General features: G+C 70.1%; 14 protein-coding genes. 7 read left to right on the top strand and 7 right to left on the bottom strand.

The features are described from left to right. Positions 1–338: 338 nt before the first annotated feature. Entirely contained in the window at positions 339–830 is a 492-nt protein-coding gene (locus ACFQO7_RS28300; protein ID WP_376809223.1) for a hypothetical protein, read from the top strand. Between the two features lie 96 nt (positions 831–926). Here the strand turns inward: ACFQO7_RS28300 and ACFQO7_RS28295 are convergent, their stop codons facing one another. Then, positions 927–2,192 (bottom strand): outer membrane protein assembly factor BamB family protein, encoded by a 1,266-nt coding sequence (locus ACFQO7_RS28295; RefSeq protein WP_376809222.1) that lies wholly within the window; start codon positions 2,190–2,192, stop codon positions 927–929. Positions 2,193–2,624: 432 nt separating this feature from the next. Here ACFQO7_RS28295 and ACFQO7_RS28290 point away from each other — a divergent pair, with 432 nt between their 5' ends. Then, a complete protein-coding gene (locus tag ACFQO7_RS28290) occupies positions 2,625–6,254 on the top strand; it encodes a PKD domain-containing protein (RefSeq protein WP_376809221.1) in 3,630 nt (1,209 codons plus the stop codon). A gap of 105 nt (positions 6,255–6,359) precedes the next feature. Here ACFQO7_RS28290 and hisC read toward each other — a convergent pair whose 3' ends face one another. The 4 genes from hisC to hppD all read right to left on the bottom strand — a co-directional run bounded on the left by hisC (position 6,360) and on the right by hppD (position 10,295). After that, a complete protein-coding gene (gene hisC / locus ACFQO7_RS28285; protein ID WP_376809220.1) occupies positions 6,360–7,427 on the bottom strand; it encodes a histidinol-phosphate transaminase in 1,068 nt (355 codons plus the stop codon). Next, positions 7,424–8,287 carry an RDD family protein gene (locus ACFQO7_RS28280; RefSeq protein ID WP_376809219.1) on the bottom strand — a complete coding sequence of 288 codons (864 nt, stop codon included), beginning with the start codon at positions 8,285–8,287 and terminating at the stop codon, positions 7,424–7,426. Before ACFQO7_RS28280 ends, hisC begins: the two co-directional genes overlap by 4 nt. 9 nt (positions 8,288–8,296) lie before the next feature. Further along, on the bottom strand, positions 8,297–9,013 hold the full coding sequence (locus ACFQO7_RS28275) for an RDD family protein (RefSeq protein ID WP_376809218.1): 717 nt from the start codon (positions 9,011–9,013) through the stop codon (positions 8,297–8,299). 115 nt (positions 9,014–9,128) lie between these two features. Further along, entirely contained in the window at positions 9,129–10,295 is a 1,167-nt protein-coding gene (gene hppD / locus ACFQO7_RS28270; RefSeq protein ID WP_376809217.1) for a 4-hydroxyphenylpyruvate dioxygenase, read from the bottom strand. Between the two features lie 220 nt (positions 10,296–10,515). Between hppD and ACFQO7_RS28265 the strand changes: the two genes are divergently transcribed. The 3 genes from ACFQO7_RS28265 (at position 10,516) to ACFQO7_RS28255 (ending at position 14,067) form a co-directional block, all read left to right on the top strand. Then, positions 10,516–10,995, top strand: coding sequence for an Lrp/AsnC family transcriptional regulator (locus tag ACFQO7_RS28265; RefSeq protein WP_360541485.1), 480 nt, complete (start codon positions 10,516–10,518; stop codon positions 10,993–10,995). A gap of 80 nt (positions 10,996–11,075) precedes the next feature. After that, complete coding sequence (locus ACFQO7_RS28260; protein WP_376809216.1) at positions 11,076–12,362, top strand: PQQ-binding-like beta-propeller repeat protein; 1,287 nt, start codon at positions 11,076–11,078, stop codon at positions 12,360–12,362. 31 nt (positions 12,363–12,393) lie between these two features. Beyond that, positions 12,394–14,067 carry a fumarate hydratase gene (locus tag ACFQO7_RS28255; protein WP_376809215.1) on the top strand — a complete coding sequence of 558 codons (1,674 nt, stop codon included), beginning with the start codon at positions 12,394–12,396 and terminating at the stop codon, positions 14,065–14,067. Between the two features lie 109 nt (positions 14,068–14,176). Here ACFQO7_RS28255 and ACFQO7_RS28250 read toward each other — a convergent pair whose 3' ends face one another. Together ACFQO7_RS28250 and ACFQO7_RS28245 are read right to left on the bottom strand one after the other, a co-directional pair. Beyond that, the gene (locus ACFQO7_RS28250) at positions 14,177–15,073 is read right to left on the bottom strand and encodes a DUF559 domain-containing protein (RefSeq protein ID WP_376809214.1); all 897 of its coding nucleotides are present in this window, start codon (positions 15,071–15,073) and stop codon (positions 14,177–14,179) included. A gap of 144 nt (positions 15,074–15,217) precedes the next feature. Beyond that, positions 15,218–15,862, bottom strand: a complete 645-nt coding sequence (locus ACFQO7_RS28245; protein ID WP_376809226.1) for an IclR family transcriptional regulator — start codon at positions 15,860–15,862, stop codon at positions 15,218–15,220. 190 nt (positions 15,863–16,052) lie between these two features. Between ACFQO7_RS28245 and ACFQO7_RS28240 the strand changes: the two genes are divergently transcribed. Then, on the top strand, positions 16,053–16,367 hold the full coding sequence (locus ACFQO7_RS28240) for an HAD family hydrolase (RefSeq protein WP_376809225.1): 315 nt from the start codon (positions 16,053–16,055) through the stop codon (positions 16,365–16,367). 25 nt (positions 16,368–16,392) lie between these two features. Next, positions 16,393–17,058, top strand: coding sequence for an HAD family hydrolase (locus ACFQO7_RS28235; RefSeq protein ID WP_376809213.1), 666 nt, complete (start codon positions 16,393–16,395; stop codon positions 17,056–17,058). The last annotated feature ends 15 nt before the right edge of the window (positions 17,059–17,073 follow it).

Below are 17,073 nucleotides of genomic sequence, written 5' to 3'. Positions count from 1 at the left end.
ACATCGCTGTTCAAGGCCCGACCATCATGGTCGGGCCTTGACGCGTTTAAGGGCAAGGAAGCGCACCTTCCCAACCCCATCCGTCATACGAGGGCACCTCGTTAACGCCGCACCTATTCGGGCCCCTGCCACAGGGGCCCTTTTGTCGTGTCCGCGTTGGTTTCGCGACAGAGAGTCGCGCCGAGGTGCGGTTTCGCGGGTGGTGGAGTCGTCTGCCCCCTCAGGTTGAGCGTTCCCGGCCCTCGGGGCAGAATCTGCGGCACCCGGTGCACCGCCCGGGTGCCAGTAGTCGGGCCGTCGGATCGTCAGGGCGGCCGGCGGGGGAGGATCGGGATCGGATGAGCTACGGCCTGCAGGCAGTCATCGGCGCAGAGGATGTCCTCCGCAAGGTCGCCGCAGAGCAACCCGGTGCCGTGGTCGTGCCGCTGCGGCAGGGTTTCGCCCTCATCCCCATGACAGACGAGCTCTTCGACGCCGCCACGGACGGCAGCCGCGGTGACGGTCTGCGTTTCTGGAAGCTGCCGGGCGGCTTCGAGAACGTGCTTTCCGACTGGTCCAAGGCAGGCCCACTGGGCTACGTCGAGGCCGACTACCTCGGTGGCGTGGGTACGCAGCGGGCGGCGCTCTGGGCGCGGGGGGAGCTGGCCATCGGGCCGATGTATGTCGGCGAGCATGAGCCGTTCCCCGCCATCGGGAGCCCCATCTCCCAGGTTCTCGCGCACCTCGGCGCGGTCCGCCGGCGGCGGGACGCCGACGAGTTCGTCTCGGTGGGGCTGGACCGCTGCCGGGGCACCGACGAGTGGCTGGACGTCGACGCTCGTACGCGATGAATGATCTGCAAGGTCACCAGGAGGCTGTGTCCGCGACACACCGTCGAACCGTGCCATAAGTTCATGATCAACCCGGCGGGGTGGGGCGGGTGCCGGTCAGGAGGCGGCGAGGAGGACGGTGCGGGGGGTCAGGTAGTAGTCGACGTCGGGGGCTGTGGCGGGGGCGTCGGGGATCGTGCGGACGAGGGTCAGGTAGCGGCCGGAAGTGTGTACCTGGGCGAGGTCGTAGGTGAAGTCGGGCTCGTAGTACAGCTGGAGGGACGAGCGGGAGAGTTCCTTGCCGGACGTGGCGTCGACGGCGATCAGCGTGTGGTCGGGGGAGAGCAGGAGCACCCGGTCGTCGGTGGCGGCCAGCAGGCGCGGCGGTGGTGTGGTGTCGCCGGTGGGGGGCTGCCAGGTCCAGCGCACGGCGCCGGTGCGGGGGTCGTGGCCGTCGAGGCGGGTGACGGCGGCCGGATCCGGTGCGGTGACGACGAAACCGGCGGCGAGGAGCGAGCCGGCGGCCGCGAGCGGCGGTGACGGTTCGGTGTCCGGCCCGGCCAGTATCAGGCCCTCGGTGCCGATGGTGTCGGTGAGGCGTACGCCCTGGCAGTGTGAGTGGCCGACAGCGCAGGACACCGGTTCGGCGGTGGTCACCCCGCTGTCCAGATCCGTCAACGCCGTGCCGGTGGTGGTGTCGATGCGGCGTACCGTGCCCGTGCAGGTGTCGTGGACCAGGTACTGCCGGTCCGAGGTGAGGTCGGTGCCGCGGCAGTCCCGGCCCGCGGGCGCGGCCACCTGCCAGCGCCGGGCGCCGTTGGTCGGGTCGTATGCCGTGACGTGTGCGGGGCCGGCGACGATGACGGAGCCGTCGGTGGTGAACAGGCCGGGCGGCTGGTAGATGGTGGACGCCCCGGTGCGCCGGCCGGTGTACGCGTCGCCGAGCGTCTCGGCGCGGATCTGCCAGGCGACCGTTCCGGTGCGGGCGTCCGTCCCGACGAGTTCACCGTCGGACCAGGAGCTGACCACGACAGGGCTGCCGCCGCCGACCGCGACGACGCCGATGAGCTGTGCGGGCCAGCGGCGCAGCGACCACAGCGCGCTGCGCTCGTACTTGAAGTTCGGGGGTGCGTCGGCCCAGACCTGACGCTTGGTGGCGAACACGCGGATCCGGTCGTCGAGCACGAGCGGGGCGGAGACCAGCACGCCGATCGCGCCCGGGGCGGGGACGACCGGCTCGGGGTAAGGCTTTGTCGCCGGTGTCACGACGTCGGCCGGGCCGAGCACGCGCCAGGCCACCAGTCCGGCGGCCGCCAGCAGCGCCACCGAGACTGCGCCGATCACCGCGAGCCTCGCGCCGCGGGGCAGGGTCCGCCACCTCATAGGTGCACCCTATTACGGAGGCTTGGCCGCTTTTCGAGGGCGTTCGGCCAGGTGATGGCGGGCGCTGCGGTCGCCGGCCGTCGGGCCGCCCGCATGTAAGCGGCAAAACCACAGCGTGGCAGGGGTCACCCAGGCGGGTGTCGTAAGTGCGACCGAGCATTTCACTTTCCTCGGGTGGAATGCATATTCCCAGGTCAGCGGGGTGTTGACTTCGGCATCAGACGGGGGTTCCGGTATTCATTGCCCACTCGGACCATCGGATGAGGCGAAGAGCCCATTCCCGACCGTCGGCTGCCTTGAGAGGGTGCTCCCTAGGCTTCCGGGGGAAGCTGTACTTCCACCTGGGTTTGGGGATTCTGAATGCGTGGGGGATCAACCGTGCGCACACGCAAAGGCGTGGCATCTGTAGTCACAGCTTCGTTACTCGGAGCTATGTCCATTGTGGGCGCCGTCTTCGTGACCGCGTCCACCGCTTCGGCGGCACAGCCGAAGCCCAACCACACGAAAGTCGTTCCGGACGTTCCGCGAACCAACACTCCGCGTATCACCTCGGGTGAGATCACGGACATCGCGTACGTCGGCAGCCGGGTCTTCATCGCCGGCACCTTCACGTCGGCGCGCAACAACACGTCGACGAACACGACGGTGGTTAACCAGGCGAACCTGCTGGCCTTCAACATCGACACCGGCCTGATCGACACCACCTTCAAGCCGGTGTTCGCCGGTGGCGGGGTGACCGAGGTCGAGGCGTCGCCCGACGGCACCAAGCTGTTCGTGGCGGGCCGCTTCAACACCATCAACGGGGTGTCGAAGAAGAAGTTCGCGTCGCTGAACCTGACCACGGGCGCGCCGATCGCGGGCTTCACCGCCAACGCCAACGGCGCGGGCACCTCGATCGAGGCCACGAACACCACGGTGTACCTGGGCGGTCAGTTCACGCTCATCAACAACACCGCGCGGGTCGGCCTCGCCGCCGTCAACGCGACCACCGGTGCGCTGGTGACCGGCTTCAACAACAACCTGTCCGGCGGCATCGGCGTCGACGGCGCGCTGACCGTGCAGGCCCTGGTGCTCACGCACGACGACACCAAGCTGCTGGTCGTGCACACCGCGCGCAAGATCGCGAACCAGGACCGCTACGGCGTCGGCCTCATCGACACCACGACGAACCAGCTGCTGCCCTGGCGCACCCGGCTGTGGGAGGACAACCTCCAGTTCGTCGGCGGCATCCAGCGCATCTACACCGGCGACATCGCGCCCAACGACCAGTACTTCGTGGTCGCCAGCGGCTCGGGCGGCGACCGGCCGCCGATCAACGACACGGCCATCGCGTTCCCGATCGCGGGCAACGACCTGGTCCAGCCGCAGTGGATCTCGCGGGCGTTCGACAGCATCTACTCGGTCGCCATCTCGGAGAACGCCGTGTACATCGGCGGCCACTTCTCCTGGAACGAGTCGCAGACCGCGCCGGACCCGTGGCCGGGTCTGGACGACGTCGGCTACGGCACCGGCCAGGGCCTGAGCGGTTACGGCCTGGGCGACGCGGTCGTCCGCCGCGACCACATCGGCGCGCTGGACCCGAGCAACGGCAAGGCCATCGAGTGGAACCCGGGCTCGAACTCGTACGAGGGCAACAAGGCGATGCTGGTCACCCCGCGTGGCCTGTTCGCCGGCGGTGACGCGACCACCCAGGGCGGCTACAACGTCGGCCGGGTCGCGTTCTACGACTTCAACTCGATTCCGGCGGCGTCGCCGTACGACACGACGATCACCGCGCCGATCGAGGGTCAGGTCAAGCCGGCCGGCCAGGAGTTCACCATCACCGGCAACGCGACCGCGACGGGCAACTCGCTCAAGCGGGTCCAGGTCGAGATCGTGGACATGGACACCAACCGCTACCTGCAGCCCGACCTCACCACGTGGGGCTCGGCCGCCATCATCAACACCAACCTGGCCTCGCCGAACACCGCGGCCAGCAGCTGGTCGTTGCCGGTGACGATCACCGGCAACCGCCGGATCAAGGTGCTGGCGAAGTCGTTCGCGAACAACGGCAGCAGCGACGCGACCAAGGCGGTCAAGAAGTTCGAGACGTTCAGCCTCGACGACCGCCCGCCGACAGCGTCGATCACCGGCCCGTCGGGCAGCGTCGTGCCGTCGACCACGTTCACCGTCACCGGCACCGCCACCGACGACAAGGGCGTGCAGTCGATCGGTTACACGATGCGCGACGGCAACAACCGGTACCTGCAGGACGACGGTTCCGTGGCCACCACCTACAACACCTTCCGGATCGACCCGGACGTCGTGGGCGGTCTGACCACCACCTGGTCGACCGAGATCACTGTGCCGTACGAGGGTGAGTGGAAGATCCAGGTCACGCCGTCGGACAGCACCCAGTCCTCGCTCGACACCACCGACCGCACCTGGATCATCAGCTCGACCGGCATCGCGCCGTCGGTCACCATCACCGCCCCCGCGGTGATGAACCCGCCGACCGCGACCGCGCCGCTGACGATCGCGCCGGGTGGCACGCTGACCTTCAGCGGCACGGCCACCGACGACCAGAACCTCAACTTCGTCGAGATCCAGCTGCGCAACAGCACCACGCGCGAGAACCTGGCCTCCGACGGCACGTGGAGCACCGACGTGCAGGCGGGCTGGTACCGGGTCTCCCCGGCCAACCTGAACGCGACGTCGCTGAACTGGTCGTACACCACGCCGTTCACGCTGAAGCCGGGCGCTTACTCGTTCTCGGTCAAGGCCGCGGACGACCTGGGCCTGGAGACCTCCAGCGCGAACCAGGGCCGACTGACGATCAACGCGCAGATCCCCGGCGACAACCCGCCGAACGGCCTGCTCAACGTCACCGGCAACCAGGTCGCCGACGTGCTGCACCTCGACCTCGCCGGCACCTCGACCGACGACTTCGGCGTGGCGAGCGTCAAGGTCGCCATCCGGGAGCTGGACAGCAGCCGCTACCTGCAGGCCAACGGCACGCTCAGTGCCGCGTTCGCGACCCGCGACGCGGTGCTGGCCACGCCGAACGCCACCAGCAGCACCTGGACGCTGTCGACGGACCTACCCGTGCAGGGCCGGTACTCGGTGACGGCGTACGCGTACGACACCGTGGGTCAGCAGGACACCTCGACCAGCGGTGCGACGGCGACGTACACCATCTACCCGGGCGACCTGCCGCCGGTGGTCCTCACCAACCTGATGCAGCCGGCGAACGGCGCGGTCTTCACCGACGCGCGCATCTTCGTCAGCGGCCGGGTCGAGGACGACCAGCAGATCGCCAAGGCACAGGTGGCGATCGTGGACAGCCAGGGCCGCTACATGAGCTCGACCGGCACGTTCACGAGCACGACGGCCAGCTGGCGGGACGCGTTCCTGAACTCGCCCGGCTCGCCCGGCTCGAACTACTCGTACACCACCCCGGCGATCCCGGCCGGGACGTACACGGTCAAGGTCCGCGGCGTCGACCAGCACGACTTCGTCACGAACCCCTCGGTGGACGTCACCGTGACTGTGCAGGTGCCGGCGAACGTCGCTCCGGTCGCCAACTTCACGGTGTCCTGCGCGGCCAACGTCTGCACCTTCGACGGCCGCAGCTCGACCGACGAGAACACCCCGGCGCTGACGTACTCGTGGAACTTCGGCCAGGGCTCCGGCTCCGGCGCGGTGGCCACCAAGACCTACACCTCGGCGGCCACGTTCAACGTGGTGCTGACGGTGAAGGACGAGTACGGCCTGACGGCGACGAAGACCCTGCCGGTGACCATCACGGAGCCCGCGGGCAACGTGGCGCCGACGCCGGTCATCAACACCCCGTCCTGCACGCTACTGGTGTGCAACATCTCCGGCGTCGGGTCCGCGGACCCGAACACCGGCGACACGTTCACCTACCTGTGGAACTTCGGTGACGGCACCGCGACGAGCACCTCGTCGGCGCCGGCCCACACGTTCCCGGCCGCGGGCACGTACACGCTGACCCTCACCGTCACCGACGGCTGGGGCAAGGCGGCCAGCACGACCAGGCAGATCACCGTCGCCGCCGCGTGACAGGTGACCCTTCCCGCCGGGCCTGACGGTCCGGCGGGGAGGCCGACAGAACAAAAGACCGCCGCCGGCTCTCGGGCCGGCGGCGGTCTTTTTCGTGGGTACGGGTCAGACGAAGTACTTCTCTGCGGCGTGCAGCAGCGCGTCGTTCTCCTCGGCGGTGCCGATGGTGACGCGCACCCCGTCGCCCGCGAACGGCCGCACGATGACGCCCTCGGCCTCGCAGGCCTGCGCGAACGGCACCGCCCGGTCACCCAGCGGCAGCCACACGAAGTTGGCCTGGCTGGCGGGCACGCCCGGCAGTAGCTTCGCCAGGGCGATCTGCACCCGGTCGCGCTCGGCGATGACCAGGTCGCAGCGGCGGCGCATCTCCTCCTCGGCGTCCAGCGCGGCCAGCGCCGCGGCCTGGGCGGCCATGCTGGTGGAGAACGGGGTGACCACCTTGCGCACGGCGGCGGCGACCTCGGGCTGCGCCACCAGGTAGCCGATGCGCAGGCCGGCCAGGCCCCACGCCTTGCTCAGGGTGCGCAGCACCGCGACGTTGGGCCGGTCGCCGTAGACCTCGACGCCGTCGGGCACGGCCGGGTCGGTGACGAACTCCTTGTACGCCTCGTCCAGCACGACCAGCACGTCGGAGGGCACGGCGGCGAGGAACTCGTCCAGTTCCGCCTTGCGCACGCTGGTGCCGGTCGGATTGTTCGGGTTGCAGACCAGGATCAGCCGGGTGCGGTCGGTGATCGCATCGGCCATCGCGGCCAGGTCGTGGCCGTGCTCGGCGGTGTTCGGCACGCGAACCGACGTCGCCGCGGTGGTGGCCGCGATGATCGGGTACGCCTCGAAGGAGCGCCAGGCGTAGATCAGCTCGTCACCGGGCAGGCAGGTGGCCCGCACCAGGTGCTCGGCGAGCGCGACGGAGCCGCAGCCGGTCACCACGCGCTCGGCGGGCACGCCCAGCCGATCGGCGAACTTGTCGCGCAGCGCGCCCACGCCCATGTCGGGGTAGCGGTGCACGTTGGCGGCGGCGTCGGCGACGGCCTCGACCACGCCCGGCAGCGGCCCGTACGGCACCTCGTTGCTGGCCAGCTTGATCGCGCCGGGCACCGAGCGGCCGGGCACGTAGTTGGGCAGGGCGTCCAGGTCGGGCCTGGTCAGGCCCCGCTTGCTGCGTTCGCTCATGATGCGCTCCTCTTGTCGGTACGGACCGGGTCGGGCAGGCGCACCACGTAGGTGCCAGCCGAACGGTCATGCCAGGCCATGCGCTGCCGGCGGTCGATCAGTAGGAAGATGACGTCGACAAACTGAAGTATGACGAAGCACGGGCCGCAGCAGGAGAGCAGCAGCAGCGGCATGGCCAGCGGGCTCCAGCGCCGCCAGGCCCGGCCCACGCCGAGCGGGTCCAGGTTCTCCGCCCGGACGACCTTGATGCGGGCGAGCCGCTTGCCCAGGGTCTGCCCGGTGTGCGCGGTCGCCGGCACCTCGTAGGCGAACCACAAAGCCAGCGCGATCAGGATGATCACGAGGAGCAGCGCGTCCATCTGCGCCGGCCGCTCCATGTCGAGCGGCAGTTCGCCGGTCTCCATCCACTTGTCGGTGATGGCCTGGGTGAAGGGGATGTACTCGCGCAGGAACAGGTAGATGAACCAGCCGTTGACCACGACGTTGAGCAGCACCAGCGCGATCGTGTCCACGATCCGGGCGACGAGCCGCGCCCCGGGGGTGGCCAGGGGCATGCCGTGCGGGCGTACCGGCGGCTGGGGCACCGGATGCGGCCAGCCGGGAGGCAGCGGCTGCATGCCGGGCCCGACCGGCGGCGTCCCACCGGCCGGCGGGAGCACCGGGGGCGCCGAACCGTTCCCGGGCTCGCTGACCTTGTGCACCGGCTGGTCCACGGGCACCGGAGGCGGGGGCGCGGCGGGCGGCCCGTCCGGTGGTGTCGCATCGGCGGGCAGGGACGCGCCGAGCCAGCCCTCGCCGTCCCAGTACCGCTGCGTGCTGGGATCGGCGGGGTCCTTGTACCACCCAGGACTGATCGTCATGACAGCTATTTAACCGACCTTCACCACGACGGTCTTCGCCGCCTTGTCATGCAGGCACTGTTGGAGCGGTTTGTCCCACAGCTGCCAGAACCCGTCGAGGTAGCTGAAGAACGGCACGAACAGACCTGCCATCCGTTCCACGGCCCAGCGCTTGGTCAGGTCGCCGCGGGTCAGCAGCTCGCCGGGCTGCACCTTGATCACGCGCAGCTTCATCACCCGCTTGCCCACGGTCTCGCCGCCCTTACGCAGCTGGTACTCGACCAGGTATAGGTAGGTGAGGACGATGTTGACGGCGAAGATGCCGGCGATCACGACCATCATCGTGCCGAAGAACTGGAAGAACTCGTCCGGCACGGGCTGCCCGTACGCGTCGCTGTAGCCGCTGTTCGCCGCGGTCCAGTCCATCACCGTGACCATCCACAGGATCATCAGCGGCACGGTGAAGACCATGCCGACGAGGCCGAGGATGAGGCCGTCCAGCAGGTAGGCGAGCAGGCGGTCGGCGAAGCTCGCCAGCGGCTGGCCGTTCGGGGCGAACGGGACGGCCGGGGGCGGCCACGCGCCCTGCTGCGGGGGCGGCACCCAGCCGGTGGGCTGGCCGGCCCACGGCGCGGGTTGGCCCTGGGGCGGGACGAAACCGGGCACCGGCGCCGGTCCCTGCGGCGGCACCGGGCCGCGCAGCTGCACCGGGTCGCCCGGTGGAGTGGCAGGAGAGGGGGAGGTCATGCGCGACATCCTTCCATGTCCGCGCAGCCGTGCAGGGTCCGCGCCGGGGTGTGAGACGGGCGCCTACCTCGGCATACGCGTCGGCAGGCGCCCGTCGTGGTGCTAAGCGGTGCGGTCAGAGGTTGCCGCGGGTGTCCTGCTCGCGCTCGATCGCCTCGAACAGGGCCTTGAAGTTGCCCTTGCCGAAGCCGAGCGAGCCGTGCCGCTCGATGAGCTCGAAGAACACCGTCGGGCGGTCCTGCACCGGCTTGGTGAAGATCTGCAGCAGGTAGCCGTCCTCGTCCCGGTCGACGAGGATCTTGCGCTTCTTCAGCTCCTCGATCGGGGCGCGCACGTTGCCGATGCGGGCCCGCAGCTCCGGGTCGTCGTAGTACGAGTCCGGGGTGGCCAGGAACTCCACGCCCGCCGCGCGCATCGCGTCGACGGTGGCCAGGATGTCGTTGGTGGCCAGCGCGATGTGCTGCGCGCCCGGGCCGCCGTAGAACTCCAGGTACTCGTCGATCTGCGACTTCTTCTTGGCGATGGCCGGCTCGTTGAGCGGGAACTTCACCTTGCGGGTGCCGTTGGCGACGACCTTGCTCATCAGCGCGCTGTAGTCGGTGGCGATGTCGTCGCCGATGAACTCGGCCATGTTCGTGAAGCCCATGACACGGTGGTAGAACTCCACCCACTCGTCCATGCGGCCCAGCTCGACGTTGCCGACGACGTGGTCGACGGCCTGGAAGAAGCGCTTCGGCGAACCCGCGGCGACGGACGCGGAGCGGTCCACGAGCGGCTCGCGCGCCACGAAGCCCGGCTCGAACGGGCCGGTGTAGCCGGAGCGGTCGATCAGGGTGTGCCGGGTCTCGCCATACGTCGCGATCGCGGCGATGCGGATCGTGCCGTGCTCGTCCTTCTCGTCGTACGGCTCCTGCACACCGGTCGCGCCGTGCGCCACCGCGTACGCGTAGGCGGCGTCGACGTCGGGGACCTCCAGCGCGATGTCGGTGACGCCGTCGCCGTGGCGGGCGTGGTGGTCCGCGCCCGGGGCGGCCGCGTGCACCGCGCCGCGCAGCACGAAGCGCGCGCTGCCCGAGGTCAGCACGTACTCGGCGTAGTCGCGGAAGCCCTGCTCCGGGCCGCGGTAGGCGACCAGGGTCATGCCGAACGCGGTGGAGTAGTAGTGGGCCGCCTGCTTGGCGTTGCCCACCAGGAAGGCGATGTGGTCGACACCCTTCACCGGGAACGGGTCGGTCGTCTCCGGCGACGCGTGGGTGGCGGCCGGGTGCGCTACAGCGGTCATGGGCAAAGATTTACCCAGCGCCGTGAGCTGGGCAACTGTCTCGTCGATCACTGATCAGATTGCGCAGAACGACCGGTGTTGGCGGCGATCTGCTGGACAGATTGACCAGTTATCAAATCGTTACCAAGGCTTGTCATGTTCGCACGTCAGGACCTCGGGAAAGGTATGGACCGAGCAAGCCGGACAGGTGACCCGGCTGCCCCGGTGACATGATGAACCGGTGACTTCCACGGTCGACGAGCTGGACGTGCGACTGGTCGAGCTGCTGGCGGCCGAGCCGCGGATCGGTGTGCTGGAGGCCTCGCGCCGCCTGAAGGTGGCCCGGGGCACCGTGCAGGCCCGGCTGGACCGGCTCGTCGCGCGCGGGGTCATCAAGGGCTTCGGCCCGGAGCTGGACCCGGCGGCGCTCGGCTACGGCGTCACCGCGTTCGTGACCCTGGAGATCCGGCAGAGCGGCGGCCACGACCCGGTCGCCGCGCACCTGTCGACGATCCCCGAGGTGCTGGAGGCGTACACCATCACCGGCGGCGGCGACCTGCTCTGCCGGATCGTGGCCCGGTCCAATGCCGACCTGCAGCGGGTCATCGACGAGATCGTGGCGTACGATGGGATCGTGCGCGCGTCCACGCTGATCGCGCTCGCCGAGCAGTTGCCGTACCGGACGCTGCCGCTGGTGGGGAAAGCCGCCCGACACGGGTGAATCGGACAGTCACTCACGTTTGACGGTTTCCTGGCTACCCTGGCCGGATGGCTCAGGGGAGGGCTGGCGCAGGCTGGCTCGTGGCAGTGGCCGTGGCGCTGACCGTGCTCGTGAGCACCGGCGTCTGGAACCCGTTCCCTGACCTGTGGGCCTGGCTCAATACGAGCGGCCCGGTCTCCGATCCGCTGCCGCGCTGGCAGGAGCGGCTCGGCAGCACCCCGCAGACCGTCACGCTGACCGACGACTACGTGATCGTCGAGCACCGGGACTCGGTCGAGGCGCTGAGCCGCTTCAACGGCCGGCGCAACTTCGCGACCGAGGCGGACTGGGCGGCGGTTGCCGGCCCGGCCGACAGGCCGGTCATCGTCGCGGGAAAGCTGCTGGTCAAGGGGTATCAAGCGCTGGATCCGCGGACGGGCGCGGTGGTGTGGCGCGACGAGGAGGCCTCCGCCGTGTGGACGTACCGGGACGAGGTCGTCGACGTGGCCTGCCGTACGCCCAAGGATTGCGAGGTCACCGGACGCGCGCCCGGCACCGGCACGAAGATCTGGTCCACCGGCCTGCCGGGCATGGGTTTCGTGCTCTTCGCCGACAACCCGGAGCTGCTGGGCACGCAGCCGATCCCCTCGGACCGGATCGCGGACCGCCACGAGCCGGGCAGCCGCCCGGAGCTGCTGGCCTTCCCGATAGACGGCAAGGTCTACGTCGTCGATCCGCGCCGGTCGGAGCCGCGGCTGGATCCGCCCCTGGAGCCCGGCCGCCGCGACAAGATCATTGTCGCGGGCGGGCGTATCGTGCGCAGCACGGCGAACCCGCGCGACGGGGGCTGCGACGTCGCCGTAGTCGCGCTCGACGCGGTGAGCCGGCAGCGGGTGTGGCCCCTACCCGCTGGGCAGCACCTGCGCACCTTCGACGGCGGTGGCTGCGACCAGCGTCGGCTGCCGATGGGCACCGACAGCGCGCTTGTCGGATTGACGATCGAGGGCAGGGAGCAGCTGATCGAGGCGGGCCTCGGCGAGCAGGTGCTGCTGTGCGCGCCGGGCGAGCACATCGTGGGGGTGACCAACGGGCTGGCCCTGGTGCGCTCCGCCGACGGACGCCGGCTGAGCGCGGTGGTGCCCGACGGCAGGAACCCGGGTAAGCCCAAGGCGCTGTGGCACCGCAGGATCAGCCCGGAGGCCTCGGCGGCGCTGCGGGGCACCGTGGTCGTCGTGTCCGACCGCGGCCCGAACCGGGTGATCGTGCTGAATCCGGAGGACGGCAAGGTCCGCAAGGAGGTCAAGTCGGACGCGGAGGTGCTCGCCGCCGACGACAAGGGCCTGCTGTTGGGCCAGCGGCGTGATCTCGGTTACCTCCCGTTCGATTAGCCAGGGCGCGAATTCTGCGACCCGATGGCACATGAGTACCCTTTTTCGCGTGACTGACTTCGCCTACTCCTCGCTGCTGCCCCTGGGCGCGGACACCACTGACTACCGCCTCGTCACCGACGAGGGCGTCGACGTCGTCAGCGGGCCGGGCGGGCGCAAGTTCCTCACCATCGAGCCGGAGATCTTCACCCAGCTGACCGCCGAGGCGATGCACGACATCGCGCACTACCTGCGCCCGGCGCACCTGGCCCAGCTCACGTCGATCATCGACGACCCGCTGTCCTCGCCGAACGACCGCTTCGTGGCCAAGGACCTGCTGCAGAACGCGAACATCGCGGCCGGCGGCGTGCTGCCGATGTGCCAGGACACCGGCACCGCGATCGTGATGGGCAAGCGCGGCCGGCACGTGCTGACCGACGGCAACGACGAGGCGAACATCGCCCGGGGCGTGCACGCGGCGTACACCAGCCTCAACCTGCGCTACTCGCAGCTCGCCCCGCTGACCACCTGGGACGAGCGCAACACCGGCACCAACCTGCCCGCGCAGATCGAGCTCTACGCCGAGGACCCGGACGGCCACCCGGACGCGTACAAGTTCCTGTTCATGGCCAAGGGCGGCGGCAGCGCCAACAAGTCGTACCTCTACCAGGAGACGAAGGCGCTGCTCAACCCGACGTCGTTCATGCGCTTCCTGGACGAGAAGCTGCGGCTGATCGGCACCAGCGCCTGCCCGCCGTACCACCTGGCGATCGTCATCGGCGGCACGTCCGCCGAGCACGCGCTGAAGACGGCGAAGCTGGCGTCGGCGAAGTACCTGGACAACCTGCCCGCTTCGGGTTCGATGCTGGCGCACGGGTTCCGCGACGTCGAGCTGGAGGCCGAGGTCCTGGAGCTGACCCGCAACTTCGGCATCGGCGCGCAGTTCGGCGGGCGCTACTTCTGCCATGACGTGCGCGTCGTCCGGCTGCCCCGGCACGGCGCGTCGTGCCCGGTCGCCATCGCGGTCTCCTGCTCCGCCGACCGCCAGGCCCTCGCCAAGATCACCCCATCGGGGGTATGGCTGGAGCGCCTGGAGACCGACCCGGCCCGCTACCTGCCCGAGGTCACCGCCGAGGACGTCTCCGACGAGGTCGTCAAGATCGACCTCAACCGGCCGATGTCCGAGATCCGCGCCGAACTCGCCCAGCACCCGGTGAAGACGCGGCTGTCGCTGTCCGGGCCGCTCGTCGTGGCCCGCGACATCGCCCACGCGAAGATCGCCGAGCGGCTCGACGCCGGTGAGCCGATGCCGCAGTACCTGCGCGACCACGCCGTCTACTACGCCGGACCGGCGAAGACCCCCGAGGGGTACGCGTCCGGCTCCTTCGGCCCGACCACCGCCGGGCGGATGGACGCGTACGTGGAGAAGTTCCAGGCCGCGGGTGGGTCCTACGTGATGCTCGCCAAGGGCAACCGCAGCGGCCAGGTCACCAAGGCCTGCCAGGCGTACGGCGGCTTCTACCTCGGCTCCATCGGCGGCCCCGCCGCCCGGCTCGCCCAGGACTGCATCAAGAAGGTCGAGGTCCTGGAGTACGCGGAGCTCGGCATGGAAGCCGTCTGGAAGATCGAGGTCGAGGACTTCCCCGCCTTCATCGTCGTCGACGACAAGGGCAACGACTTCTTCGCCGAAACCGCCAAGCCCACCCTCACCATCGGCCGCCGCTGACCCACCACCTCCCCGCGCCGCACCCCCTTTGCCGCAACTCTTGAAGAGTCGCGCCCTCCGTGGCATGCGGAGGGCGCGACTCCTTAAGAGTTGCGCGGGGCGGGGCCGGTCAGGGGTGCCAGCCGCGGGAGTGGAGGGCCTGGCGGATCTCGGTGAGGACGGTGGGGAGGTCGGTGCGGAGGCGGCGGCTGGTCACGTGTAGGACGATCCAGCCCTCGGCGATGAGCAGGTTCAACCGGCGGCGGTCGAGGTGGAACTGGTCGGGATCGTCGTGCCACTCTCCGTCGTACTCGACCGCGACCCGGTATTCGGGCCAAGCCAGGTCGGGGTGCAGCACACGGCCGCGCACCGGTACGGCGAGCTGCGCCTGTGGGCGGGGCAGGCCTGAGAGGACGATGCGGACCCGCAGCTGGGACTCCGGCGGGGATTGAGAGCGGCCGTCGGCGAGCGCGAAGGCGCGCCGGGCCAAGGCGCTGCCACGTCGACCCTGCCGTGCACGGGTCAGTTCGGCGAGGTGGGCGACCTCTAGCAGGCCGTTGCCGAGCATCGAATCGATCACGGTCACGGCGCGGACCACGTCGAGCCAGCCCGCCAGGTCCCAGGCGGTCCGAAGCGGTGTCGTGTACAGGTGCCCGTCCAACTCCATGGTCTCGTCGGGTTCGAGAACGGTCTCGTGGAAGCGCACTCCCCGCTGGCGCAGCATGGCGGCCTTCGGATGGGTGATGACGTGGACGTCGTCGTGAAATGCGGCGGCGTGCCGCACGCCGAGCCGGTATGCCGCGGAAGGACCGGCGACGACGGCGTCCGGCGGGAGCCCCATCAGTACCGATCGGGTGATCAGCTCGTGGTCGCGAGTAAGCCGGGCGTCGGCGTACACGTCGTAGCGGAGCCGGATCCAGGCGTTGGAGCGGACCTGGTGGGCGGTGAGTACACCGTGTCTCAGCACGTCGGAGCGGCGGAAGAGCCGGCCGACGAGTTCCGGTGGGCGATAGGGCCTACGTGGCATGACCGTCAGCCTGACGCCATCCACACCTCCTGTGGAAGCCCTGTGGATAACCGTGTGGACAACCCCGTTCGCAACTGTGGATAACTTGCGGCTACCTGGGGATACCGAGGCCGCAAGTCTTTAAGAGTTGCGGCAAGTGGGGGGTCAGGAGAGGGAGGTGGTGATGGTGGTGGCGGCGGCTACTACGAGGGGGCCGACGGTGGGGGCGTCGAGGGGGGCTAGGGCGACTACGCCGACGGAGGCGCGGAGGCCTTCGACGGCGTGGACTCGGGCGGCTATGCCGTACGCGCCGGGTTGGAGTTCGCCGGAGGAGACGGTCCAGCCTTCGGCGTCGGAGAGGATGGCGCGGCCCGCGGCGCCGGACTCGAGCGGGTGCCGGGAGCCGGTGCGGTAGGCGACGTGGAACATGGTCGAGCTGGGCTCGACGACGGCGATCGCGACGGCCTCGTCGCCGTCGGCGACGGTGAGGTGGGCTGTGGCGTGGACCTGGTCGGCGAGGCGGCGCAGGGCGGGCAGGGCCGCGTCGGCGAGCAGCGGCTGGGCGCGCCGGGCCAGGTGCAGCAGCCCGACGCCGAGCCGCAGCCGCCCGCCGGAGTCGCGGCGTACCAGGGAATGTTCGGTGAGTGTGGTGACCAGCCGGTACACCACGGCGCGGCCGACGCCGAGGCGGTTGGCGGCCTCGGTGACGGTGAGCCCGCCGGGGGTGTCCGCGACCAGGGTCAGCAGGCGCAGCCCGCGGTCGAGCGTCTGTGCGGTGTCCACGCGCCAAGCGTAGGCGTCGACCGGGATGACTGGAGTGGCGGAGTGATCAAGGCGGTGGTGTTCGACGCGGACGAGACGTTGCTCGATCTGCGGCCGGCGGTCGACTACGCGCTGGAGCAGGTGCTCGGCAGCCTGCGGGCGCTGGAGCCGGGCCTGGCGCTGACCCGGCAACTCGACGGCCGATCGGTGCGGGCCGGGCGGCGAGTTCGCCTTCGAGCTGTACGCCCACCAGGACGGCCTGCCGAAGAAGCCCGCGCCGGAGTTCTTCGCCGCGGTCGTCGCGGCCACCGGCGCGAAGCCGGACGAGATCGTCTACGTCGGCGACAACTACCACCACGATGTCGAGGCTCCGGCCACGGCCGGGATGCGTACGGTCTGGGTGGACCGCGCCGGTCGCGACCTGCCCGGCCCCGTCGTGCCGGACCTGATGGTCGAGCGCCTGGCGCAGCTGCCGGACGGGTTGGGCAGGCTCGCCCGCCGTCCCGCGACATGGGACGACGTACTCCCTGCGAGTGATGGTGCAGGGCGCTGACCTGCGGTTCCGCTAACGTGTACCGATGATCACAACTGTCGCCTTCGACGCCGACGACACGCTGGTGGACATCCACACCGCCGTGAGCGCGGGTCTGAGCGCGGTCACCGCCGCGGTCGCCGACCCGGCGCTGACCCTGGAGCTGTTCGCGGCCGACGCCGAGGACCACTGGACGCTGCTGGCCGACCGGCCCGCGCGCGACATCCGGGCCGCCGCTATGCGGCACACCCTGGCCCGGGCCGGTCGCGAGCACGAGCTGGACCGGTGGCTGGAGCTGTTCTTCGAGGTGCGGTTCGCGAACTCGCGCCCGTTCGACGGGGTGGCGGCGGTGCTGGACAAGCTGAGCCGCGACTACCGGCTCGGGTACGCGACCAACGCCAACAGCCTGGCCGACCGGTGCGGGCTGGGCGGGCGCTTCGCGTTCGAGCTGTACGCGCTGGAGAACGGGGTGCCGAAGAAGCCGGCCCGGGGCTTCTTCGACGCGGTGCTCGCCGCGGCGTCGGCCCAGCCGCACGAGGTGGTGTACGTCGGCGACTCCTACGACCACGACGTCGCCGGGGCGGCTGGAGCGGGTCTGCGTACCGTCTGGCTGAACCGGTCGGGAGCCCCCGCGCCCGGACCGGTCCGCGCCGACGTGGTGATCGCCGACCTGACCGAGCTGCCCGACGCGGTGGCCTCCCTCAACGCCTGAGCAAAACGGATCGCG

Source organism: Catellatospora aurea, assembly GCF_042663325.1.
Taxonomy (GTDB): Bacteria; Actinomycetota; Actinomycetes; order Mycobacteriales; family Micromonosporaceae; genus Catellatospora; species Catellatospora aurea.
This window is presented reverse-complemented; position numbering and strand designations above follow the sequence as displayed.

Excerpts from the sequence above, each read along its gene's own strand:
- ACFQO7_RS28290 (WP_376809221.1), top strand. The coding sequence starts at position 2,625 with ATGTCCATTGTGGGCGCCGTCTTCGTGACCGCGTCCACCGCTTCGGCG.
- ACFQO7_RS28275 (WP_376809218.1), bottom strand. The coding sequence starts at position 9,013 with ATGACCTCCCCCTCTCCTGCCACTCCACCGGGCGACCCGGTGCAGCTG.
- ACFQO7_RS28255 (WP_376809215.1), top strand. The coding sequence starts at position 12,394 with ATGAGTACCCTTTTTCGCGTGACTGACTTCGCCTACTCCTCGCTGCTG.
- ACFQO7_RS28250 (WP_376809214.1), bottom strand. The coding sequence starts at position 15,073 with ATGCCACGTAGGCCCTATCGCCCACCGGAACTCGTCGGCCGGCTCTTC.
- ACFQO7_RS28280 (WP_376809219.1), bottom strand. The coding sequence starts at position 8,287 with ATGACGATCAGTCCTGGGTGGTACAAGGACCCCGCCGATCCCAGCACG.
- ACFQO7_RS28295 (WP_376809222.1), bottom strand. The coding sequence starts at position 2,192 with ATGAGGTGGCGGACCCTGCCCCGCGGCGCGAGGCTCGCGGTGATCGGC.
- ACFQO7_RS28235 (WP_376809213.1), top strand. The coding sequence starts at position 16,393 with ATGATCACAACTGTCGCCTTCGACGCCGACGACACGCTGGTGGACATC.
- ACFQO7_RS28300 (WP_376809223.1), top strand. The coding sequence starts at position 339 with ATGAGCTACGGCCTGCAGGCAGTCATCGGCGCAGAGGATGTCCTCCGC.
- hppD (WP_376809217.1), bottom strand. The coding sequence starts at position 10,295 with ATGACCGCTGTAGCGCACCCGGCCGCCACCCACGCGTCGCCGGAGACG.
- hisC (WP_376809220.1), bottom strand. The coding sequence starts at position 7,427 with ATGAGCGAACGCAGCAAGCGGGGCCTGACCAGGCCCGACCTGGACGCC.